Origin of the sequence: Konateibacter massiliensis, assembly GCF_900184995.1 — a bacterium.
GTDB lineage: Bacteria > Bacillota > Clostridia > Lachnospirales > Lachnospiraceae > Lachnotalea > Lachnotalea massiliensis.
Genome location: NZ_LT860099.1, coordinates 662,673 through 687,462 on the forward strand (window position 1 = coordinate 662,673; position 24,790 = coordinate 687,462).

Annotated in this window: 16 protein-coding genes; all 16 read right to left on the minus strand. The window is 42.4% G+C overall.

From position 1 onward, the window contains the following. Positions 1–3: 3 nt before the first annotated feature. On the minus strand, positions 4–2,043 hold the full coding sequence (gene mutL / locus CTY48_RS08900; RefSeq protein ID WP_099468148.1) for a DNA mismatch repair endonuclease MutL: 2,040 nt from the start codon (positions 2,041–2,043) through the stop codon (positions 4–6). Positions 2,044–2,047: 4 nt separating this feature from the next. Continuing rightward, positions 2,048–4,675, minus strand: coding sequence for a DNA mismatch repair protein MutS (gene mutS / locus CTY48_RS08905; RefSeq protein ID WP_099470115.1), 2,628 nt, complete (start codon positions 4,673–4,675; stop codon positions 2,048–2,050). A 239-nt stretch (positions 4,676–4,914) separates the two neighbouring features. Continuing rightward, entirely contained in the window at positions 4,915–6,558 is a 1,644-nt protein-coding gene (locus CTY48_RS08910) for a SulP family inorganic anion transporter (RefSeq protein ID WP_099468149.1), read from the minus strand. A gap of 213 nt (positions 6,559–6,771) precedes the next feature. After that, a complete protein-coding gene (gene recQ, locus CTY48_RS08915; protein WP_099468150.1) occupies positions 6,772–8,604 on the minus strand; it encodes a DNA helicase RecQ in 1,833 nt (610 codons plus the stop codon). Positions 8,605–8,787: 183 nt separating this feature from the next. After that, positions 8,788–10,008, minus strand: coding sequence for an L-lactate MFS transporter (locus CTY48_RS08920; RefSeq protein WP_099468151.1), 1,221 nt, complete (start codon positions 10,006–10,008; stop codon positions 8,788–8,790). 60 nt (positions 10,009–10,068) lie between these two features. Further along, complete coding sequence (locus tag CTY48_RS08925) at positions 10,069–12,015, minus strand: oxidoreductase (protein ID WP_099468152.1); 1,947 nt, start codon at positions 12,013–12,015, stop codon at positions 10,069–10,071. Positions 12,016–12,174: 159 nt separating this feature from the next. Then, the gene (locus CTY48_RS08930; RefSeq protein WP_099468153.1) at positions 12,175–13,047 is read right to left on the minus strand and encodes a LysR family transcriptional regulator; all 873 of its coding nucleotides are present in this window, start codon (positions 13,045–13,047) and stop codon (positions 12,175–12,177) included. A gap of 21 nt (positions 13,048–13,068) precedes the next feature. Then, complete coding sequence (locus CTY48_RS08935) at positions 13,069–13,860, minus strand: alpha/beta hydrolase (protein ID WP_099468154.1); 792 nt, start codon at positions 13,858–13,860, stop codon at positions 13,069–13,071. Between the two features lie 248 nt (positions 13,861–14,108). After that, complete coding sequence (locus CTY48_RS08940) at positions 14,109–14,654, minus strand: DUF2318 domain-containing protein (protein ID WP_099468155.1); 546 nt, start codon at positions 14,652–14,654, stop codon at positions 14,109–14,111. 157 nt (positions 14,655–14,811) lie between these two features. Beyond that, entirely contained in the window at positions 14,812–16,284 is a 1,473-nt protein-coding gene (locus CTY48_RS08945; RefSeq protein WP_099468156.1) for an NADP-dependent glyceraldehyde-3-phosphate dehydrogenase, read from the minus strand. 226 nt (positions 16,285–16,510) lie between these two features. Further along, positions 16,511–17,755, minus strand: coding sequence for a [Fe-Fe] hydrogenase large subunit C-terminal domain-containing protein (locus CTY48_RS08950; RefSeq protein WP_099468157.1), 1,245 nt, complete (start codon positions 17,753–17,755; stop codon positions 16,511–16,513). Positions 17,756–18,034: 279 nt separating this feature from the next. Further along, entirely contained in the window at positions 18,035–18,541 is a 507-nt protein-coding gene (msrA, locus tag CTY48_RS08955; protein ID WP_099468158.1) for a peptide-methionine (S)-S-oxide reductase MsrA, read from the minus strand. A 30-nt stretch (positions 18,542–18,571) separates the two neighbouring features. Further along, entirely contained in the window at positions 18,572–20,227 is a 1,656-nt protein-coding gene (locus CTY48_RS08960; RefSeq protein WP_099468159.1) for an FAD-dependent oxidoreductase, read from the minus strand. Positions 20,228–20,398: 171 nt separating this feature from the next. After that, entirely contained in the window at positions 20,399–20,962 is a 564-nt protein-coding gene (ahpC, locus tag CTY48_RS08965; protein ID WP_099468160.1) for an alkyl hydroperoxide reductase subunit C, read from the minus strand. Between the two features lie 227 nt (positions 20,963–21,189). Then, on the minus strand, positions 21,190–22,905 hold the full coding sequence (locus tag CTY48_RS08970; protein WP_099468161.1) for a methyl-accepting chemotaxis protein: 1,716 nt from the start codon (positions 22,903–22,905) through the stop codon (positions 21,190–21,192). Between the two features lie 203 nt (positions 22,906–23,108). Next, a complete protein-coding gene (locus CTY48_RS08975; protein WP_099468162.1) occupies positions 23,109–24,782 on the minus strand; it encodes a M3 family oligoendopeptidase in 1,674 nt (557 codons plus the stop codon). Positions 24,783–24,790 lie beyond the last annotated feature (8 nt).

Below are 24,790 nucleotides of genomic sequence, written 5' to 3' on the forward strand. Positions count from 1 at the left end.
CACCTACACAATACGCTTAAATTTTTTCTCAAGTTCTGACTTTGTCATCGCTATAATGGTTGGTCTTCCATGCGGGCAGTTATACGGATTATCAAGCGTGAGCAACTCATCAATAAGCGCTGACGCCTCCGAGAAGGAAAGCCTGTTGTTTCCCTTTACCGCCGCCTTGCAGGACATCGATGCAATCTTCTCATCAATAATATCAGGATGATGCATTCCGGTGCCGTCATTTAACCCGTCCAGCATTTCAATGAGCAAATCCTTCTGCGCAATTGAAAACAAATTGCCCGGAACTGCACGAACTGAATATTCTTTTCCTCCAAAAGGTTCAATTTCAAAACCAACCCTTGTAAAGCTGTCCATATACTTATTCAACAGCTCCTCCTCCTGCATCGACAGGGTGAGGATAATCGGCGGGCTGATTAACTGGGAGGTGTGCTCCTTGTTTTTTAATGATTGGATGGTCCTCTCATAGAGCACCTTCTCATGCGCCGCATGCTGGTCAATCAGATACATTTTATCATGAAACTGCACAATCCAATAGGTGTCAAATACCTGACCTATGATTTTATGCTCGTGCTTTGCTTCCTTGGTGAGCAGTTTTTCCTCAAATAGATCGAGCTGCTCGGATGTGGCTGGATTTTCGGATTGCATATTGGTTGCTTCAACAGGCTGAGGTTGTTCAACCTTCTGCGTACCAATGGCGGTGCTGTCTTTGTCCGCTTCGTTTGTCACATTATCCGTCTGCGTATTTAAAACCGCAGCAGAATTTTCTGGCACCTTCTCGATTTTCAAGCCTTCAATCTCAGTACTCTTCCCATATTTTGCGGCAGCTTCCTGAAACATCATGTCAATTTTGGAAAGCGGCTTGTCTGCATTATCGTAGCTTATGCCCGTATTTACCTTGCTTCCGGCAAAAGCTGTCTTCGCTACGTCCTGTTTGTTCTCCTGCTCCATTCTGGTTCGTTCAAAAGGTTCCGGTGCAGACGGAAGTGTAACCTTAGGCTTTTCATCGCCCCTTCCCTCTTTTTCAAAGCCAACCTTCGGAATCAGCTCTTTTCTTGTCAGTCCCTCCTGAATTGTCCGGAAAATAAACTTATAAATCTCCTCCTGATTGCTGAAGCGAAGCTCCATTTTCGTCGGATGAACATTTACATCGAGCAAATCACCGTCTATTGTAAAATGAAGTGCTGTAAACGGATACTTGTGCTGCATCATAAAGGTTTTGTAGCCCTCCTCAATGGCTCTTGAGACAATGCTGCTTTTTACATATCTTCCATTTACATAATAATTTTCATAATTTCGATTTCCTCTGGAAATAACCGGTTTTCCGATAAATCCGGTTATCTTCACGCCCTCCATCTCTTCATTGATTTCTATCAGATTGCCCGCAATATCCCTTCCGTATACATTGTAAATAATATCCTTCAAATTCGTATTACCGGAGGTATGAATCCTTGTCTGTCCGTTGTTTATAAATTTAAAGGAAATATCGGGATGGGACAGTGCCAATCGTTCCAGCAAATCATTTATGTAGGAGGCTTCCGTGGTAGCTGTTTTTAAAAACTTTCTTCTCGCAGGAGTATTGTAAAAAAGCTTTCTCACCAAAAAGGTCGTTCCCTCCGGCGCACCGATGTCCTCAAGCTCTTTTTCTACTCCGCCCTCAATCGCATAGCGAACGCCCATCAGACTTTCCTTTGTCTTTGTGATTAGCTCCACCTGTGAAACCGCTGCGATACTGGAAAGCGCCTCACCTCGAAAACCTAGCGACGACACGGAAACCAAATCCTCCACACTCTTAATCTTACTTGTGGAGTGTCTTAAAAAGGCAAGTGCCGCTTCCTCCCTTGGAATCCCGCAACCGTTATCTGTAATACGGATAAAGCTGATTCCGCCCTCCTTGATTTCGACTGTCACAGCCGTGGCTCCCGCATCAATGGCATTTTCCACAAGCTCCTTGACAACGGAGGCAGGACGCTCAATCACTTCACCCGCAGCTATTTTATCAATTGTGTTCTGATCTAACAGAGCAATATTTGGCATTTCATCACCACCTGTTTTTTATCTTGTTTTGGAGTTTGTAAAGGGTATTAAGTGCATCAATCGGCGTTAAATTTCCAATGTCAAGCCCCTTTAATTCCTCCAATATATCATCATCCTTCACGGTATCAAACAACGACATCTGCTCCAAATCCACCTCGTCAAGCTTTGCTGCCTTTGGCTTCTTTGCGTTGTTCTCCACTGCAATATCCTTTACCTTAGCCGTGATATCAGCTTCATTCAGCTCACTTACAATTTCCTTTGCCCTCGCGATAACAGTATCCGGTACACCCGCAAGCTTTGCAACCTGAATACCGTAGCTGTTGTCGGCTCCGCCCTTTACAATTTTACGCAAAAACACGATATCATCGCCCTGCTCCTTGACCGCAATGCAGTAATTGTTTACACTGTCAAGTTTTCCTTCCAGCTCTGTCAATTCATGATAATGCGTGGCAAACAGCGTTTTCGCCCCCAAAAGCTTTGGATTGCTGATATGCTCCACAACCGCCCACGCTATACTCAAACCATCAAAAGTACTCGTTCCTCTTCCAATTTCGTCCAGAATAAGAAGACTGTTTGACGTGGCATTTCGAAGAATGTTTGCAACCTCTGTCATTTCTACCATAAACGTACTCTGCCCCGAAGCCAAATCATCGGACGCTCCTACTCTCGTAAAAATACGGTCCACAATGCCGATTTTCGCCGCGCTTGCAGGGACAAAGCTTCCGATTTGTGCCATCAGGACAATCAGAGCCGTCTGCCTCATGTAGGTGGACTTACCTGCCATATTCGGACCGGTTATAATGGAAATTCGCTGGCTGGCATTGTTTAAATAGGTATCGTTTGGAATGAACATGTCATTGCTGATCATTTTTTCAACAACCGGGTGTCGTCCGTTTTTAATGTCGATTTCTCCCTTGTTGTTGATGACAGGACGGCAGTAATTGCCTCTCTCTGCCACAAGTGCAAGCGAGGTAAACACGTCAATTTTGGCAATTGCCTTTGCCGTGGTCTGAATACGGATTACCTCTTTTGCTATCGTATCACGAAGTTCGCTGAACAAATCATACTCAAGTGAAAACAGCTTGTCCTCCGCCCCGAGTATAATATCCTCAAGCTCCTTCAATTCCGGTGTAATATAACGCTCCGCATTTGCCAAGGTCTGCTTTCTCGTATAGTCAGCAGGAACCATATCTTTGTAGGAGTTTGTCACCTCCAGATAATAGCCGAACACTTTATTATACTTAATCTTCAGCCCCTTAATGCCGGTTCTCTCCCGCTCCCTTGCCTCCAAATCGGCAAGCCAGGTTTTTCCCTCTGTTTTGGCATGTCTGTATTTGTCAACTTCCTCGTTAAAGCCTTCCTTGAAAATACCGCCCTCCTTAATCATAATCGGCGGTTCCTCCACGATTGCATTGTCAATCAGACTAAAAATATCTTCCAAAGTATCAAGCTCTTTATAAATCCCTGTAAGCAGATCGCTTTGAAAAGTTCCCAATATGTACTGAATCGGAGGAAGCATGGATAACGAGCTGCTAAAGGCAATCAAATCTCTCGGATTTGCAGACTTATAACTAATCTTACTGATTAATCGCTCCAAATCATAAACCGGCATTAAATACTCCTTTATCTCTTCTCTGGATATCGCATTTTGATTGAGCTCCTCAATGGCATCCAAACGCTGTTCTATTTCCTCTTTATCAATCAAAGGCTGTTCGATGTAGCTTCGGAGCATTCTCGCCCCCATCGCCGTCTCCGTTTTGTCAAGCACCCATAAGAGGGAGCCTCGTTTATTTTTCTCACGCAGTGTCTCCACAAGCTCTAAGTTTCGTCTGGTGGAACTGTCAATGAGCATATATTTTCCTGTGGAATAAGGCTGAATCGTAGTCAGATGCGACAGCGAGGTTTTCTGTGTCTCATATAAATACTGAAGCAATGCTCCCGCACTGATGACACCGCAGTCATAGTCCTCCAGACCAATCGCATTTAGCGTTGCAGCCTTAAAATGCTCCGTCAATGACTTCTTGCACAAATCGTCTTCAAAATACCACGAATCAAGTGCGTATATGGTAATGCCGAGGCGGTTTTTCATGTCCTCGATGTCCATTCCGCTCACATAAAAGGAATTATTGCATATGATTTCAGACGGCACAAATTTGTTGATTTCATCAATCAGCTTTCTTGCCTGATCAACCTCCGTTACAAAATAATCACCCGTCGTAATATCCGCAACGGAAATTCCGTAACGGTCTGCCATGTATACAATACACATAATATAATTATTCTTTGTTTCATCAAGTGCCTGCGTGTTAATGTTTGTTCCCGGCGTCACGATGCGGATTACTTCTCTCTTCACCAATCCTTTTGCCATCTTCGGGTCTTCCACCTGCTCGCCGATTGCTACCTTGTAGCCCTTTGACACTAATTTATTCAGATAGCCGTCCACTGCGTGATACGGAATCCCGCACATCGGCGCGCGTTCTTCCAAACCGCAGTCTTTTCCTGTCAGCGTTATTTCTAGCTCTCGTGATGCCGTTATCGCATCCTCAAAAAACATCTCGTAAAAATCGCCTAGTCTATAAAACAAAATGCAATCCTTATATTGATTTTTTGTCTCAACATATTGCTTCATCATTGGAGTTAATTCTGCCACTTTATTTTCCTCTTTCCTTAATCTTTCCTCTGTATCCCTCTGTACACTGCCGGCAGGATGCTTATCTGCCAAGTCACTTAAGGGACGCCGCGATTAGTCTGCTCTAATCACATACGTCCCTATCCATTTTATCTTAATTTATTTTCAGTTGCAAGTAGGTTATTGCAAAACTCAGGCTTCCTACAGCGATTTCCCTCTGTTTATCAGGCTTGTGGGAACCCCTAATTTATCTGTGCCGCACGCTTCAGTGCCACATCTATATTTTCGCAGAAGTTTTCTTCTTGAATTAATTTATCAAAACCAGCCTTTTTCATAACAGACAGAGGCTGACTCTGCACATGCGAAAGAATAAGTGTGATATTGTTTTTCTTACACTTTTTGTAGACATCCTGAAGCGTGTGAAGTGCGGTTGCATCCATTGCGGGCACGCCCTTCATTCTAAAAATAATCGTTTTAACCGATTTATCCATCGGGATGTTGATAAACTTGTTCGCTGCGGCAAAAAACATCGGTCCCACAATCTCATAGACAAGAGTATTTTTCGGAACCTTTCGAAGATTAATGCTCTCCGGGTCATTCTCGTTTTCTTCTTCCTCTATGTATTTCCAGCCTGCAACCTGCGTCACCTCGGACATTCTCTTCATAAACAAAAATGCCGCCAGCACAATACCGATTTCAATCGCAACGACCAAATCAAATACAATCGTCAGCACAAAGGTGGCAACAAGCACGATGATATCGCTTTTCGGCGCAGTTTTTACCAGCTCCGCAAACACTCTCCATTCACTCATATTATAAGCAACCACAAACAGTATCGCGGCGATAGCAGGCATCGGAATCAACGCTGCATAAGGCATAAGTACAACCAAAATAAGTAAAAGCGTAACGGAATGAACCATTCCCGCAATCGGTGTGCGTCCTCCGTTTTTTACATTTGCGGCAGTTCTGGCGATTGCTCCCGTAGCCGGGATACCTCCAAACAGTGCTGAGACGATATTACCCGCTCCCTGTGCCACAAGCTCCATATTGGAACGGTGCTTGCTTCCAACCATGCCATCCGCTACCACGCAGGAAAGCAGGGATTCAATTCCGGCTAAAATCGCTATCGTAAACGCGTCCGGCAGCACATTTTTCACAATGCCAAAAGACAGCGACGGCACCTGAAATGCCGGTAATTTATTGCTAATTTCATAGAGAGAGCCGATTGTATTCACGTTCATATCAAAAAGCTTCACCAACGCCCCCGCCGCAACAACAGCAATTAAGGAACCCGGAATTTTTTGATTGATTTTGGGCCATACAATCAAAATAAAAAGGCTGATTGCTCCGATTAAAAGTGCCTCATAGTTGACCGTTTTGATATTTGCAAAACATGCCTGCAATTTTTCCATCGTCTCGACCGGAGTTGTCTGCAATTTCAATCCCAAGAAATCTTTTATCTGCCCGATTAATATCGTCACCGCAATACCGGAGGTAAAACCTGTCGTTATTGTATACGGAATAAATTTGATAAGGCTTCCAAAACGCAGTAAGCCCATAATAATCAAAATGATACCTGCCAAGACAGTTGCCACTATCAAACCAGCCATTCCCTCTCGAGCCACAATTCCTGCCACTATCGTCGCAAACGCTGCTGTCGGCCCCGCAATCTGAACTCTGCTGCCTCCCAAAAACGATATGACAAAGCCTGCGGTAATCGCGGTGTACAAGCCCTGCTCCGGTCCTACTCCCGACGCAAGCGCCAGCGCAATCGACAGAGGCAATGCAATAATTGCCACAATCACTCCCGCAACCACATCCTTGACAAATTGTTCCTTTGTGTAATTCTTCATCACCGAAAACAGCTTCGGCTTCATCTTTTCCATCTTTCCTCATATCCCTTCAATCATAAACTCTATTAAAAAGTGTGCGTATAATAGCACGAAAATAGATGCCCCAATCCTTTGATTAAAGCATCTATTGTTAATACTATTCCTAAAAACTAAATTTTTCAACATATTATGACATTTTTTTAAATCTTTATTGATTTTATCTAATTCTTGTGAGATTTTGGGCAGCGTTTTGTGAGATATTAAAACTTACACAATAATCACACTCAAAAATCTCTCCCCATACTTCTCATACTTAAATTCGCCGACACCAGACACCGTCAACATCTCACTTTTACTCTTCGGCTTTATCACGCACATATGAGCCAATGTTTTATCCGAGAACACAAGATAAGGCGGGACCTTCTCCTCCTGGGCAATCTCTCTTCGAAGTGCCCGAAGTTTTTCAAACAGCTCTTCGCCCGCCTCATCAAGCTCTGCACTTGCGCTGCCTTTTTTCTTCTTCTCTTTTTTAACCTTTGCCTCTTGCTCCTGTTCCTTCGCCATTTTCATGGTAAGGCTCTCTTCCTCTTCCATGACAGCCTTTGATTTCTCCGTCAGCTTCACAATCATATACTCGTCATTTGTCACACTCAGATATTCATTTAGAAGCAGATAATTCATCACCTGACGAAGCTTATAAGTCGGTGTCTTTGCAAGCTCACCATAATGCGCGTTCTCATTCATGCGGTACTGTCTTATTTTTGCGGTATTTGCGCCGTGTACCGTGTCGATAATCACATTGACACCATATCTTTGCCTGCAGGCAGATGCACAGCCAATCAGTCCTCGTGCGACGTCTGTCACATCAACAGTCTCGTACTGATTTAGGCAATTTGAGCAGTTTCCGCAGTAATTGGCACCATATTCTCCGAAATACCGCAGCACATAATCGCGCAGACATTCATTTGTGATGCAGTAATAAGTCATTTTCTTTAGCCGCTCGTAGTCGCGCTCCTTAATCACCTCAAGTTCTGCTTCATTCAGCTCCGTATTATCACGGTTATGATCAATAAAAAACTGGTTCATCACCACGTCCTGAGGTGAATACAGCAAAATACACTCCGACGGCTCACCGTCTCTGCCCGCTCTTCCGGCCTCCTGATAATAACTCTCAATATTTTTCGGCATATTATAATGAATGACAAAGCGGACATTCGACTTGTCAATTCCCATTCCAAACGCATTTGTCGCAACCATCAGCGGCTTATTGTCATAGATAAAATCATCCTGATTTTCTTTTCTCTCTTTGTCGCCTAGTCCCGCATGGTACTTGGTCACCGCAATGTTCTTTTTTGAAAGCTTTTCGTATACTTCCTCGACCGTCTTTCTTGTCAGGCAGTAAATAATTCCGCTTTTATCCGGGTTATCTTCGAGATATTTTTCCACTGCCGCAAACTTGTCCTTTCCCGTCTGCACCGTATAAGATAAATTATCACGGTCAAAGCCTGTCGTTAAAAGAGTCGGTGATTCAAGCTTTAAAATATTGACAATATCCTCTTTTACTTCCTTTGTCGCCGTGGCGGTAAATGCACTGATAATCGGTCTCTTATCAAGCTGCTCCACAAAATCCATAATTTTTAAATAGCTCGGCCTAAAATCCTGTCCCCACTGCGAGATACAGTGAGCCTCATCCACGCTGATCATGGAGATAGTCACACTCTTTGCAAAGTTTAAAAACTCCTCCGTCATAAGCCGCTCCGGCGCCACATAAATAATCTTATATACACCCTGCTTTGCATATTCCAAGGCTTTATAATACTGATTTACGGTAAGGGAACTGTTTAGATAAGCTGCATGAATTCCTGCTTGATTTAAGGCACCGACCTGGTCCTTCATAAGAGATATAAGAGGTGAAATAACTAATGTGATTCCTTCTAGCAATAATGCGGGGACTTGGTAGCAAAGAGATTTTCCTGCCCCGGTAGGCATAACTCCGAAGGTATCCTGCCCTGCCAATATGCCGTCTATTAAAATTTCCTGTCCTGTACGAAATTGCGTATATCCGAAATACTTTTTCAGCACTTGTTCTTTTACATTCATTTTGCGCCTTTCTCCCCATGTATTTTTTTAACAATCCACTCCAATATTACTATATTATCACATTTTTCTAATAATAGAAAGTATGCAAAACACACTTTGTATATATTATGAATAAAAGCAAAAGCCACAGCTTTTTATTTTATAAAAGGCTGCGGCTTTTGAAATAAAAGATTTCTTTATTCATTAATATTCATTAATTTTCTTGTTAAAAATACGGTAAGCAAGCGCTAAAATCAAGCCTGCCACAGCAAATACGATTCCGATTAAAAAGGCATTGGTATAAACACCATAAGTACTGTACATATTTTTCAAAATAATCGGACCGAATACACCGGCAAGAGCAAAAGCGATAAACATAATTCCATAATTCACGCTATTGTTTTTCGCTCCGAATTGGTCTGCCGTAAAGCCCGGAAATACGCCCATAAAAGCTCCGAATGATACACCGATAAAAGAAATACCAACCATAAATTTAGTCAAATCTCCTTCGCCACAGGTAATCAACAGCCCTAATGCCAAAATAGAAAGTATCAGCATGGCAAATAAGGTGTTTACCCGTCCTATCAGATCAGATAAGAAGCCTGCACAGATACGTCCGCCTACATTAAACAGTGCCAGCACAGATACACAAACGGCTGCTGTTGCCGGCGTTACCTTAATCAGATTCTGCGCAAGAGGCGATGCCTGTGAAATAATCATAAGTCCGTAAAATGCTCCGCATATAAGCATAAAGAACATCAAGTAAAACATAGGGTCTTTGAGCATTTCTCTCCAGCTTTTTTCCATTGTTTTCTTTTGCGTTTTATGATTGCTTCCCTTCCAGTTTTCCGGCATATAGCCCTCGGGGCATTTCTCAATCAAAAACGCACAAAGACAAATAATGACTAAGAAGGCAATTCCAACATAGCGGAATGTCAATAATACTCCAATCTTATTAATCATGGAATTCACAATCGGAGGCATAAGCACGGAGCTAAAGCCAAAGGTGGCCGTTGCGATACCGCCTATTAAACCTCGTTTATCCGGGAAAAATTTTATAGAATTATTAATCGTGCAGCCATAGATCATTCCCATGGCAAGACCGCATCCGATTCCATAACCGATTCCTAATGTTGTCATGGAATTGCTGAAGCTGCTTATGATAAAGCCTGCTCCGTACACAATTCCTCCTGTAAAAATAACCCATTTCGGTCCCAATAAATCATTGATTCTTCCGCCGGCAATCATGGTTATGGGTCCTACTGCGTTTGTGATTGTAAATATAATTGCCAGATTTCCCGGCTCCACTCCCAAGTGATTTGCCATAGGAGCCGCAAATACGCTCCATGCATATAAAGAGCCGATACATAAGTTGATGAGACAGCTTGCAATTAATACCACCCATCTTTTTCTTTGATAATTCATCTTTTCTCCTCCTGATTTATGTATATAAGTTACCTCTGTGAAAAAACGTTCACTTCTATATTAAATATCAAGTGCTGCATGATAGCCTTGATAAACTGCTGTGGTAATCGTGGACGGACATACACAGTCGCCGATTTGAGCGACATAAGGAGCACAATTAAGCAATTTTTCAGCCTCGCCCGTCAATGCTCTCTGTCCTGCCGCACAGATAACGGATTTTCCTAAAACAAGCTCTTCTTCCCCTTTTTCATTCAGGCACAAAACGCCTTCCTCTGTAATTTTAAGTGCCCTATACTGATTATGAACCGTCACCAGCTCCTCTACCTTCTTCAAAAGAATCGGACGATGTCTGATATTCGCATCAATGGCAAGTTCCGAACGCATCTCTACCAGCTCTACCTTTTTTCCTTCCTCTGCAAGATGAATTGCCGCTTCACATCCTGCCAAGCCACCGCCGATAACAACTACACTGTCTCCTACCTTATCTTTTTCCAGATAGTAATCATTCACGACAACAACATTTTCTCCTGTAATCCCCTCAACCGGCGGAATAAGAGGTTCTGACCCTATGGCAATAATCAGTGTGTCTGCCTCTTCCTTCTCGGCATATTCCGCCGTTACTTTCGTATTTAACCGGATTTCTACTCCTGCCTCCACTGCCTGTTTTGCAAGTGTCACGCCAAGCTCATACATTTCATATTTAAACGGGATTGCCTGTTCTCCCTTTAATATACCGCCAAGTTCGTTTGATTTTTCACAAAGAATAACCTGATGTCCCCTCTTTGCCGCAGTAATCGCCGCTTCCAGTCCTCCCGGACCTCCTCCTGCAATTAGCACTTTACGTGGATTGGAGCTTTTCACGATTTCTGTTCCGTCCAGTTCCCTTCCAATCAGCGGGTTTACCGTACATCTTCTCGTGGAGGTCATTGCGCGCTCTGCCATACAGGTAAAGCAGCGTAAGCACTTCACTATTTTCTCATCCTGATTGCTCATAATCTTCCTTGGCAATTCATGGTCTGCCAGCAAGGCTCTTGCCATCTCAACGACGTCCGCCTTACCTGATGCGATAATTTCCTCCATCATGGCAGGGTCATTCAAGCCTCCGATTGTAGCAACCGGAATCGTCACATGCTTTTTAATTTCCGCGGCAAGATAGACATTGCAGCCATGAGGAAGGAACATAGACGGATGCGTTGTGGCAAACCCTCTTTGATAAGTTCCGGCAGAAACATGCAATAAGTCAATTTTATCCTCCAGCAATTTTGCAATTTCCACTCCGTCCTCAAGGGTATAGCCACCCTCAAAAAACTCGGAGCCGCTCATACGAAATTCAATCGGAAAACCTTCTCCCACCGCTTCTCTGACGCTGTCTAACACCTCTCTTGCAAAACGGACTCTGTTTTCAAGACTTCCGCCGTACTCATCGGTTCTATGATTAAAATAAGGAGATAGAAACTGGTTAATGAGCCAGCCATGTCCGCCGTGAACCATGACCATCTCAAAACCTGCACGCTTTGCCAAGCCGGCACAATTTCCGTATGCCTTGACAATATCTGCAATCATTTCAACAGGAAGTTCCTTTACCTCCAATCCGTCCGGACGGACACCTGCGCTTGGACCGTATTGTGCCATTCCTTTCTTCTTATCCTTATCCGTCAAATAGGTACCCGCATATTGTCCGGAATGAGACAGTTCCACGCTTGCGATTGCTCCGTGCCTTCTGATGGCATCTGCGGTATAGGTAAAGCCGGAAAGGGAACCCGGGGTAGTCAAGTCCAAATGATAAGCATGAGAACCGTCTGTTTCCGGATGTACCATACATTCACTTACCGTAACGGCTCCGGCTCCGCCTTTGGCTCTTAATTCATAAAAGGCAGTGGAGCCTCTTCCGATACAGCAGTCGGCGGTTATATCCGTTCCTCCCATAGGTGCTGAAAACATTCTGTTTCGAAAGGTTACTTTTCCGATTTTAATCGGTTTACAAAGATGGGGGTATTTTTTTGTCATCGTATCAATCTCCTTCTAAAATATTGTTTAATTTTTAACAATATTATAATAGATAAAAGGTGTGAATGACTATCAACAAATCCTTCACACCTTCCAACAAATTGTTGTTATTCAATTATGACAATTTTTTAACATTCCATTCGTAAACTTTGACTAAACCTATGCTTTTTTATTCAAATACTCCTGAAAAATTTTGATATTTGTGAAGTCTTGGTTTTGCCTGTTTGAGATCTGATAAATATTCCATTTGATTTTTTCTTTCAAGGGAATGACCTTGACCCCTTTCAAATTAAAATCCTCCGTTGAAAAGTCAATCAGTACTCCGATGCCTACCTTCAACTTACACAATTTATATAAGAAATGGCTGTCCACCGTCTTCGCCACAATCTGGGGCTCAAAGCCGTTTTCCATACAGCCCTGCTTAAATTCATGATAAACTCGAAATTCTTCATTCAAAATGAGGATTTTTTCGTTCTTTAAGTCTGCAATGCTGATTTCTGTTTTATCATAGTAGGGATGGCCCTCATAGACCGTCAAAATAATCTCCCTGCTTGCAATTTGCCGCTCCAGAAACTCTCTCTCTTTGCTTTTTCCGACCACGATTCCCACATCAGCCTTATAGCCGGCAATCATTTCCTTTACCTTATCATTTGCATACTCTGCCCATTCCACTTCAATCTGGGGATGGCTTTTGATAAAGTCCAAAATCAACTGAAAGGACAGGGCATTTAAAACTCCTCTAGCACATGCAATGCGAAGCACCCTGTTTTTTAGCTCTAACTGCCGAAGTCCTTCCTCAATATTATCAAGCTGGTTAATTAAAAGATTTACCCTCTCATACAAAAATTCGGCACTTTGAGTCGGTATAACTCCCTTTTGACTTCGTTCAAACAAGGTGGTATCCAGCTTGGTCTCCAAATTTTTTATCATTCTGCTCAGTCCTTGAGACGTAATAAACAGCCTCTGGGCAGCCTGATTGATGCTCTTTTCTTCATATACTGCGGCAAAACATTTTAATTCGTTGGTATTCATGGCATTTTCATATCGGCCTGTCTAATTCACCGCCGCTCCCTCCTGTAATATAAAATCACTCGTTTCTTCCACCAGAATTTCCTGCTGCTTCATACGGCTCAATCCCGCTTCATTGTCTCCCTTTTGCAAGTCGCCCTCCCCGTAAATCGCCATCTGGGTATGGTTTCCTCCTGATATTTGTATGTAAACCGTATCCTCCGGTAAAAATTCTTTGCCGTTTTCAATCTTTGTCGGTGTTGCCAGACCATCATTGCTTCCCGACAAGCTTAATACCTTCAATCCGCTGTCTGCCAGTGAGTAGCTTTCTGTTGTATAGCTTGCATATAATATGACTCCTTCAAAAGCCTCCATATTCTCGGAAGCTGCCATACAGGCAGAAACGCCGCCAAGGGAAAAGCCACCGATATACCATTCCTCAATATCCGTATAAGTATCCATCACATCAAATGCCCTATCCTTACCAAACATGGCAAGATTAAAAGGCATCCTCTGTATAATAACTTTAATACCGCTCTTTGCGATCTCACTTGCTGCATAAGCAAAGCTTTCCGGCTCCACCTGCCCACCCGGATAATAAATATATCCAATCGTCGGAGTCTGGTCTATCGGAGTAAATACAATCGTATTCCCGATTTCCTCCACGATTACTTCTTCATTTGTGACCATTGCCGCAAGTGCCTCCTCATCCGCAGGCAGGCAAAAAGTTAAATATTTTACCACTCCTATGACCAGAATAAATAAAACTAATGCAATGGAAGATAAAATTATTTTCTTTTTGGAAAGTCTCTTTTTCTTTGCTGTTGTATCCGTCATATAATAACCTCGTTTTTTATTCCTACATAGTTACCATGTCCTATGCTATGCTTCCTTATATAATACCATAAATACTAAACTCGTGAAATACCTCGTTAAGGATTTAGATATTATACAGAGAAATCCCCTTATACAAAAAAATGAAAGCCGACTGCAACCTATCAGCTTTCATTTCTTGTATTACACTGTCGAATTTGGTTTTCTCTTCTGTATGACTTCCTGAATTTCACTGTCCTTTTGCAAAATTATTATAACTTCCAGTTTTCAAACAGCTCTTTTGCACTCTTTAAATAATCTTGACTTATGATGATATTGGTATCATCTGTTGTCTTATTCTCTTCCGGAATCGGAACAGGATTGCAGCCGCCCCTTGTCACTTCCACATCATCTGCCGAGAAACGGTTTCCGCAGTTTTGGCATATCAGTGCATCACCGTCTTGCTCATAATAGCCTCTGCCGGAGCTATAGCATACCTGACAGGTGTTAAATGCTGTTCTTATTGTACCGTCAGATGCCTTGATTGCCATCACCTCAAGCTTGGTTCCGTCCACATCATACTCATAAAAGCTTGCTTTGTCTGAAACAGCAGCAACCGGAATTATCAAATCACCATTTTCCGATACTTCTGCTGTTGTTGTCTCTGTTTTTCCATCTGCCGTCTGTTTTGTATCATTTCCATTTTTCAAAAACGAGGTGGCAATCACCACTACAATCAAAAGTCCTGCCACAAGGTATAAAATCGGTAATTTCTTTGATTTGTTGTTCTTGTTATTGTTGTTTTTCACCTTCGCCATTTTCTTTTCCTTCCTTTACAAATGAATTGTTTGCTTACTTGTCTCTATGTTAATTCATTTATTTGTAGAAGATATGTAGATAAAAATTTTTATATAAAAATTGTGGAAATTACAAACACCGAAGATGAAATTTTACATCTTCGGTGCTTGTAATTATCTAATCTTCACCCTGCTCATATAGATTAATTACTGTTGCCTTCGGTCTCGACATCGATTCAATCGAATAACGGATTCCCTGTGTTCCGATACCGGAAGATTTTACACCAAGGAATGGGAAATGATCCGGTCCTCTTTCCGTTTTGTTGTTGACCTGTACGGTTCCAACCTCCAAGCGGTTTGCCACATAAAACGCTTCATTGATGTTGCTTGTGAATACCGCAGATTGAAGCCCATATTCGGAGTCGTTTGCAATCTGTATTGCCTCATCCTTACTCTTAACACGGATTATCGGTAAAACCGGACCAAACGGCTCTTCCCATGCAATTCTCATATCGGTTGTCACATTGTCAAACAGCGTAGGAGCAATCAGATTTCCTTCCCTTGTTCCTCCTACTAAGAGCTTTGCACCCTTTTCTTTCGCATCATCAATCAACTCGCAAACAAAGTCCGCTGCTTTTTCGCTGATCAACGGAACAATATCTACATCTTGTTCCAACGGATTTCCCACTTTTAACGTCTCCATCTTCGAAACAATCTTTTCAACCAGCGTATCTGCCACTTCATCTATGACAAGGATTCGTTTTACTGCCGTACAGCGCTGTCCGGAATAAGAATATCCGCCTGCCACGATATTGGTAGCTGCCAAGTCAAGGTCAGCGTCCTTTAAAATAATAGCCGCATCCTTTCCGCCAAGCTCCATCAAAAGAGGAACCATGCTTGTAATCTCGGAAATATGTTTGCCTACCTCTGTACTACCGGTAAAATTAATAAAGTTAATTCCCCGGTGCGTTGTGATGTAATCTCCTATTTCACTGCCTCTTCCGGTCACCGTATTCAGCACTCCGGCAGGAACCCCTGCCTCTTGGAACACTCTCGCCAAATATAAACCGCATAAGCTGCCTTGAGATGCCGGTTTTAGGACAATGGAATTTCCCGCCATCAAGCCCGGTGCTATCTTGGATGCCGCCAGATTAACCGGATAATTAAAAGGTGAAATTGCCAGTATAACTCCTAACGGTTCTCTCTTTACCATAGAAATTTTATTCGTTTTTACCCCCGGGAAGCTGTCTCCCGGAATGCTTTCACCCGATATGTTTTTTGCCGTATCCGCTGTAAAACGGATAAAATCAGCCGTTCTTTCTATCTCGCTCGCACAGCTTTTTCTATCTTTTGCAATTTCCTTCATCATCAGGTCCGTCAATTCCTCTTTTTGTGTGAGAAGAATTTTCGCCGTCTTATAAAGTATCTCTGCCTTTTCATCTATTGTTACATTTCTCCAGTGCCTTTGCGCCTGCTTTGCCGTCTCAATTGCAAGGTCTACATCTTCACTTGCCATAGCCGGCACACTTCCAAGCTCACTGCCGTCAATCGGAGAATAGATTGTGATCGTTTTATTATCATTTCCATCTATCCATTTTCCATCAACCAGGTTTTTATAATGATTTTCATCATCTCTCATTTTATCTAACATAAATTACCTCCTTGTGCGACACAGATTGTTTTGTTTATAGTTTCTTATGCTAGTTTTCGCCAGTCTATGAATAAATCAACCTATCGTTTCGATAGGATATTTATCATATTAAATAATTCCTACTTTGTCAATATAAATATAGGACAATTTAAATAAATATATTTAAATTGTCCTTTCATACAAAAACTATTATACGCTTAACGCTTATTATTTATGTGAACCATTCTTAAAACTGGCGTGTAAAGATATCAGAGTTCTCTAAAAGACTCTCTATCGTATCAAAGCCCAGACGATGCAGCAGTTCGATTACATATGGATTTTCAGCCGGATGCTGATAGGTAGCTGCCTCCGCATATTCATTGACCGCTTTCGTTCCCTCCTCCACGCTCGTGATGGACCTTGGACCGCCTACACAGCCGCCTCTGCAGCCCATTCCTTCATAGAAGTTGGCATTTGTCTTTCCTTCCATCAGCTCCGTCATCATCGCCTTACATGCCGGAACACCATCCGCTTTCTGTGTCTTCACACTGATTTTTCGGTTCGGGCTGATGCTCTTTACCGTATTGGCAACCGCTTCACTTACTCCGCCCGCTCGGGCATAAATTCTGCCTGCTTTTGAAGAATGATCTTTGTCGCTCTCCTCCATATCTTCGGGATGAATGTCAAAGGCTTCAAATATATTCTGCATTTCCTGAAAGGTCAGTACAAAATCTACATCACCAGCCAAATCTTTCTCCCTCGCCTCTGCCTTCTTGGCAAGACAAGGTCCGATAAATACAGTGATTGCTTCCGGATGAAGCACCTTGATTGTTCTTGAACAGGCAATCATCGGTGATACTGACCCCGGCACATGAGGCATAAGCTCATTGTAAACCTTCTTAATCATAGCAATCCACATAGGACAGCAGCAGCTCGTAAGCTGGAAATCGCTTTCCTCTTGAATATTTTTATCAAATTCAAGTGCTTCCTTAAGCGTCAATATATCTGCAAATAAAGCAACCTCCACCATTCCGTCAAAGCCTATATTTTTCATTGCGGTACGAAGTTTGCCCGGAGTTACCTCAGCACTGAATTGTCCAAGAAATGCGGGCGCTATCATGGCATAGACAAGCCCCTTTGCAGAGCGGATACTCTTTAATGCCGGAATAATATCTGTGCTTGCCCGCAGCTTTTCTCCCGCACAGCCGTCAATACATTCCGAACAGCCCATACAAAGATCAGAATCTATGACAATTCCGCCTTCTGGTTTTATACTGATTGCATCAAAGGGACATCTCTTGATACATTCGCTTTGGGATTCATCGGAACATTCACATTTTCCCGTCTGAATTACAAGCGGATGTTTCGTAGGATTTAACAGACAATCAAGCTGGTGAGGATCATACTCCTTTTCCAGACCTTCCATTTTATCCAGTTCGTCATTCATTGCAGATTTTACTACATATTGATACAATTCTTGAAATGTTTCCATACTTTCATCCTCCTATGCAAATTCGTGCCAAAATACGCATCTCGCAGAAAGGAAGCGGCTGCTTCGCAACCCGCTCGGACACGGAGTGTAAGCAAAGCTCACACCTTTTTATCATTATACCACATATGCATAGGTTTTAAGCCTGAAAGCAACGTTTTTTATATTTCTTTTATACTTTTTATATGATAGAAAATTTCTACGAGCGAGCAAAGCAGCCAAGTCCCTCGCAAGTAAGGGATTAAGGAGTTGATGCGGACTTGCCCGCTTTGTTCTTGTATCTTAGCGATTATATTTTTTTGCCAGCTCAAATTTATCCGCTCCGATATGACAATATCCGTTCGGATTTTTATCCAGATATTTCTGGTGGTATTCCTCCGCTTTGCTGTAATTGGAAAGCGGCTTTACCTCGATTGCAATTTTCTCCTTATAGCTTTGCTGAAGCTTTTGTATCGATGCCTGTATCGCCGGTTCATCTTTCGAATCCACATAATAAATGCCCGTTCGGTACTGTGTTCCCACATCACCGCCCTGACGGTTTACGCTGACCGGATTAATCACATCATAATACAAATTCAGAACTTCCTCCAAGCTGATTTGGCTGTCATCATACAAAACCTTTACCGCTTCTGCATGGCCTGTATTGTTGTGGCAAACCTCCTCATAGGTGGGATTTTCTGTTGTCCCGTTGGCATAGCCTACCTCCGTCTGAACAATCCCTTTGATTTCCTGAAGATATTTTTCTGTTCCCCAAAAGCAGCCGCCTGCCAAGTAAATTTCTTTTTGCATCTCAAAACACCTTTCGCTTTAAGCAGTTTTTCATCCTGCTATTTTTGTGATAATATCCGCGACTTCCTGTATGCCCTTTTTGCCAAAGTGCACAACCTCATCATTGATCACCATGCAAGGAACACTCATCACCTGATATTTTTTCTTTAGCTCCGGATAGTGCATCAAATCAATCATTTCCGCTTCAATATGCTCGGAGACCGACGCTGCTTTTTGAGCCGCCATAACCGTTTCCGGACACATCGTACAGGATAGGGATACCATCACCTTAATATTGATATCTTTCTCAATCTTTGTCAACTCTTTCTTTATCTCCGGCTCAATTTCCTGTCCCGGACCCGCAACATTGTAGAGCGCCACGACAAAGGAATTGATTTCATGTCCACCCGGTACTCCATGGAAGGATATTCCGCTGCTTCTTCCATCCTCATAGCATAATTCAATTGCCGGAAGAATGCGCTCGCTCTCTTCTTTTTCCGGTACAATCCATTCAATTTTATCGCTTAAATCCTGTATTTCCTCCAAGAAGCCTTTTATCTCGCCTGATAAGGCACTGTCATCCAGCCACGCTTTTAAAATCACTTTGTTTTGGAATTTTGCAAATACACCGGATAGCTGATTTTTTACTTCTGCACTTAAAAATCCGTTGCTCTCGCTCTCCTTTGCTGTATTTTCTTCCTTCACTTGCTTTACACGTTCCGGGTTTGGTTTGTTCACGATAAGCTCCGGGATATCCAGCTTGTGATGTATTTCAGAAACATGTTTTTCTAAGGAAGTTGCCGCAATTGCACCGTCTGATACAGCGGTTACTACCTGACGCAGATTTTTGATGCAAACATCTCCTGCCGCGTAAACTCCCGCGATATTCGTTTTTTGATTGGCATCCGTTATGATATAGCCCTGCTCGTTTTTCTCGATAAGCTCCGGGAGCCACTTTGTATTCGGCACATAGCCCGCAAAAACAAACACTCCAAAGGCTCCGTTTTCTCCGCCTTCGTAGGTCCATTCCTCGCCGGTCTGGTTATTTTTAAACCGGGCAAAATTCACCATGCCGTCGCCGTTTACTTCCACAACCTCCGTGTTAAAGTTGACGGTGATATCATTCCTTCCCTTCACCTCATCCGCAACCATTTTGGCGCAGGTAAAATCCTCTTCTCTGACAATCATTGTGACGTGTTTTGCGTACTTTGTAAGGAAAATCCCTTCTTCCACTGCCGCAAAGCCTCCTCCGATGACAAACACATCCATTCCAGTAAAAAATTCGCCGTCACAGGTTGCACAGTAAGCAACCCCTCTTCCCTGAAATTCTTTCTCGCCTTTAAATCCAAGCTTACGCGGGTTTGCACCAACGGCAAGGATGACACCAAGAGCCTCATAATCGCCCTTTGTCGTGTGTATCACCTTGATATCGGATTCTAACTCCATATCAAGCACCTCCGCATAGGCAAACTCAGCTCCAAAAGAATCCGCCTGCGCTTTCATGCCATCCGTTAATTCTTTTCCACTTGTGCTCTCGATTCCCGGGTAATTGACTACCTCGGAGGTGATTGTAATCTGACCACCGATTTTTTCTTTTTCTATCACTAATACACGGTATTTTGCTCTTGCCATATAGATTGCAGCAGAAAGCCCTGCCGGACCGGCACCTACAACAACCAAATCATATAACTCTTTTTTTTCGCTCATATCTATTTCTCCTTTTTAAAATACCCCGGCTCATGGTGAGACGGGGTTATTTGCTTCCGATGTAGGAGATATCCTATGTCAGAAGCTATATGCGCACCTAGCGGAGTGGAAGTCATTGCGACGCCACCCGCTCGGGCGCAAAGTGTGAGCAAAGCTCATAATAATTTATATTTAGATTAAACCTACCAAATCAAGGCTTGGCTTTAAGGTATCTGCTCCCGGCTGCCACTTTGCCGGGCACACCTGATCACCATGCTCTGCCACGAACTGGGATGCCTGTACTCTTCTGAATAACTCATCTGCATTTCTTCCCACGTTTCCGGCAATTACTTCATAGGCTACGATTTTGCCTTCTGGATTTACAATAAAGCTTCCTCTTTCTGCAAGTCCATCCTCCTCGATCATAACCTCAAAATCTCTTGCAAGCTTTCCTGTCGGGTCTGCAAGCATCGGATAGCTGATTTTCTGAATGGTCTTAGACGCATCATGCCATGCCTTATGAACGAAATGAGTATCGCAGGAAACACTGTAAATCTCACAATTAATTCCCTTGAACTCCTCATATTTGTTTGCTAAATCTTCTAACTCAGTCGGGCACACAAAAGTAAAATCTGCCGGGTAAAAGAAGAATACAGACCATTTTCCTAACACATCTTCCTTATCCACCTTCTTAAATTCTCCGTTTACATACGCCTGAACTGAAAAATCCCCTATTTCCTTATTGATTAATGACATAATAAAAACCTCCTTTTAAATTTATCTTATTTTTTGTTAGTTGCTTCTAACTTGTAAATATTGTAACATCACTCTTTGGGTTTGTCAATAACAATAATAGTAACTTTTACTATTTTATTTTCTTAAATACAAAGCGATTTTCTATAATATAAAAAATAGGAACAACCTTTAGTTATTCCCATTCTTTTTTGTATTTATTCTGTTCAAAATCTAATCCGTCAGTTTAATTAAACTACAAACTTTGATATCTCTTCCTGGACTTTCTTGCTGCTTTCTTGGGTCTGCTCCATTAGCTTCAGCACATTGCCGGACATTTCCATAATCTCTCCCACTCTTGCTGCCGTATCCGTTGTTCCGGTGGCACCTTCATTGGCGGCAATCGTTACACCCTCGATTACCTTGCCCATCTCTTCAATGGAATAAGAAATATTCTTTGATGCCTCATTGAAATCCTTCACCAAAGTATCCAGATACTCTGCGTCCTCACTGTAAGATTCGGAAACCTCTCCTATCATCACATAGTCCTCTGCAACCTCTTTTGAGACGTAAGCCAGTAAATCTTTTCCGTTCTTTGTCAGAGATTCCACCGCCGCCTTTACTTCATTTGTCACATTTTGAATCTGAACGACCGTGCTCTGTGACTGTTCAGCCAGCGAGCCGATTTCTCCGGCAACAACCGCAAAACCCTTTCCTGCTTCCCCTGCTCTTGCCGCCTCAATCGAAGCATTTAACGCAAGCAAATTTGTCTGTGAAGTAATCTTTAAGATTGCATCGGACAAAACATTAATCTCCTCCACCACTTTTGCAGATGCAATTGCCTGACCCATATTTTCTTTTGCATTTTTAATCAGTTTATCGGCTATCTCCTGTGAAGTCTTAATTCTTGCTTTTGCCTCGGCAGCCCGCTCGTAAATATCTTTCGCTCGCGCCTCGCCCTCTTTTGACTTCTGCGTGATATTTTGAACCGCATCTGTGATTTCTACGGAGGTTGCAGACATTTCCTCAGTGGATGCCGCCGTCTCCTCCATTCCCGCAGCAAGCTCCTCCGTCGTAGAAGACACTCCTTCCACAGAATCGTTTAATTCCTTAAACTGTGAATTTACCTCTCCCACAACATCGTAAATAACATGAATTTCTTTTTGGGCATTCGTCAGCAGTTCTCTGACCGAATCCTGCATCGTATGTACCGCCAATGCAAGCTCACCTATTTCATCCTTGCGTTTTGTATATTCATCCGAGCTTGTGAGAGAAAAATCTCCAGTTGCCAGCGTCTTTAAATAAGCAACATATACCTTTAATGCCTTTGTTATATTATTGCTGATAAGAATGGTTATCACAATTGCCATAAGAATGATAAACACGATAATACCGATTGACTGCACGATGGTTTTCGTATATAAGTTATAATTATTAAGCGTCTTGTTATCTGCCAGCTCCCCATTATAGGTATTCAAATCTCTGACCGTCGTCTGATAACTTTCCAGCACGGATATATTTGCCGTAAAGTACTCATACGCCTCATCCTTTTTTCCATCCTGCAAATATCCTAATGTGGTTTCCAAAAGCTCATTCCAGTTAGTCAAAGCAGTTTCCACATCAGCAAACATCGCTGCCTGTGTCTCACTCGTCATTTCCGCCCTGAGTTTTGACATATCCTCCGCTACCGTCTCTCTTCTCTTACTAATATCATCAAAGGTCGCTGTAATGTCTGCACCGTCTTTGGCAAGAATAATCGAATACAAATCGGCATGGATAGCTCTTGTCTGCGTACGCAAGTCTCCTCCAATTTCAATCGGCATTAAATTATTCACATACAAGGAATGTATCTCATCATTTGCATATTTGTAATTAAAAAGTGTCATTACCGTGACAATCAATAAAAAAGCAATTAATAAAAATGAAAGTAAAAATATTTTTGCCCTGACCTTTAATGAATTTAGCATAACCCGCCTCCTGATTTTCTATTTTTCTTAAATTGTAAGCTTTCTGGGTTTTATTGTCAATATTTGCAATATTTATTATACTTTCTTAATAATTAGTTTTACAATTTTATTCTTTTTACATATTTTTTCATCAAAAAAAGCTGTCAGGCATTAAATTACCGACAGCTTTTTTCTTCATAATGATACATTCTTTGTTCTTATAATTACTGTATCTTCTGTGAAAGCTTCTCTACAATCTCCTCCATACAGCCATCCTCAAACGGGCTCTTTAAGCCGACCTCCTTCACCATATTCGTGAAGAAATCGCTTGCCGACAGCTTGCAAAGCTTTAGATAGCTCTCCCACGCTTCCTCAAAGTTCTCATCCATCCAAGCCTTATACTGGAATGCACAAGTCTGTGCAATGCAATAATCAATGTAGTAAAGCGGATAATCGTATATATGAAGCTGTTTTTGCCAAAAGCCGCCCTTTTCAAAGAAAGCGCTTCCCGCATAGTCCATATGCGGACGATAAATTTTTTCAAGCTTGCTCCACTCTGCGTGTCTCTGCTCACTTGTCAAATCAGGGTTTTCATACATAATATGCTGAAATTCGTCTACCATACAGCCGTAAGGAATAAACGCTGCCGCTTCCTCCAAGTGCATGGACAGATAATCCTTCGTCCTGTCCCCGAAAAACATTTCCATATACGGCTCTGTGAAAAACTCCATCGACATGGAATGAATCTCAGCGGTTTCCATCGTGATATCCGCATGCTCTTTAATCGGATCTTTACCCGCCAAATAGCCTTGGAATGCATGACCGCATTCATGTGTGATTACGTCAATATCGCCGCTCGTTCCGTTAAAATTGGCGAAAATAAAAGGTGCCTTGTATAACGGAAGGTAAGTCATATAGCCGCCTGCCTTCTTCGTCTTTCTGCCAAGCACATCAAAAAGCTGGTTTTCCGTCATGAAGTCAAAAAACTCCTTCGTCTCCGGCGAAAGTTCACTGTACATACGCTGGCCGTTTGCCATGATTTCCTCCGGTGTTCCGACAGGCATTGGGTTTCCGTTTAAAAAGGAAACCGCCTCATCGATATAGGACAGCTTCTCAAGTCCCAGACGTTCTCTCCTTCGCTCATGTAACTGCTCTGCAAATGGCACAAAGTACTCTTTTACCTGATCCCTAAAGTTTTCTACCATCGCCTTATCATAGCAGTTTCGCTGCATACGGTAATAGCCAAGCTCTAGATAATTTTCATAGCCAAGCTCTCTTGCCTGCTGCGTACGGTTTTTGATAAGCTTATCATAAATATCATCTAGTTCCTTTGCATTCGCCTCAAAAAACTCACAGTATTTATCATATGCTCTCTGTCTTACTTCTCTGTCTTTATCGGTCAGATATTTTCGAAGCAGAGAGAGGTTTAATGCCTCACCGTCCCAGTCAATAGCCGCTCCCGCAATAAGCTTATCATAAGCGGAGGTCAGCGTATTTTCCTCCTGCATAAGCCCGATTATCTTCTCATCAAATGCCTTTAAGCTGATTTCAATGTTTTTAAAGGCAACCTTTCCTATCTTTTCTTCCAAGTATGGGCGGTAAGGTGAGTCATACATTAGTTTTGCATAGCTTACCTGCATATTATGGATTTTAGGGGATATCTCATCATAATAATTTTGCTCCCCATCATAAAACTCATCCTTTGTATCAATATCATGTCTGATATGGGCAATCGTAATCATCGTCTCAATTTCATTTACAAGCTCATAATACTTTTGATGAACCGCAAATTGCTCCTCAGCGCTCTTTGCTGCGGCAAACTCCTCCATGATTTTTTCAAAGCGTTCCTTTGTCTTCTCAAAGTCTATTCTTTCATAAGGCATTTCACTAAATTTCATTCTTATAA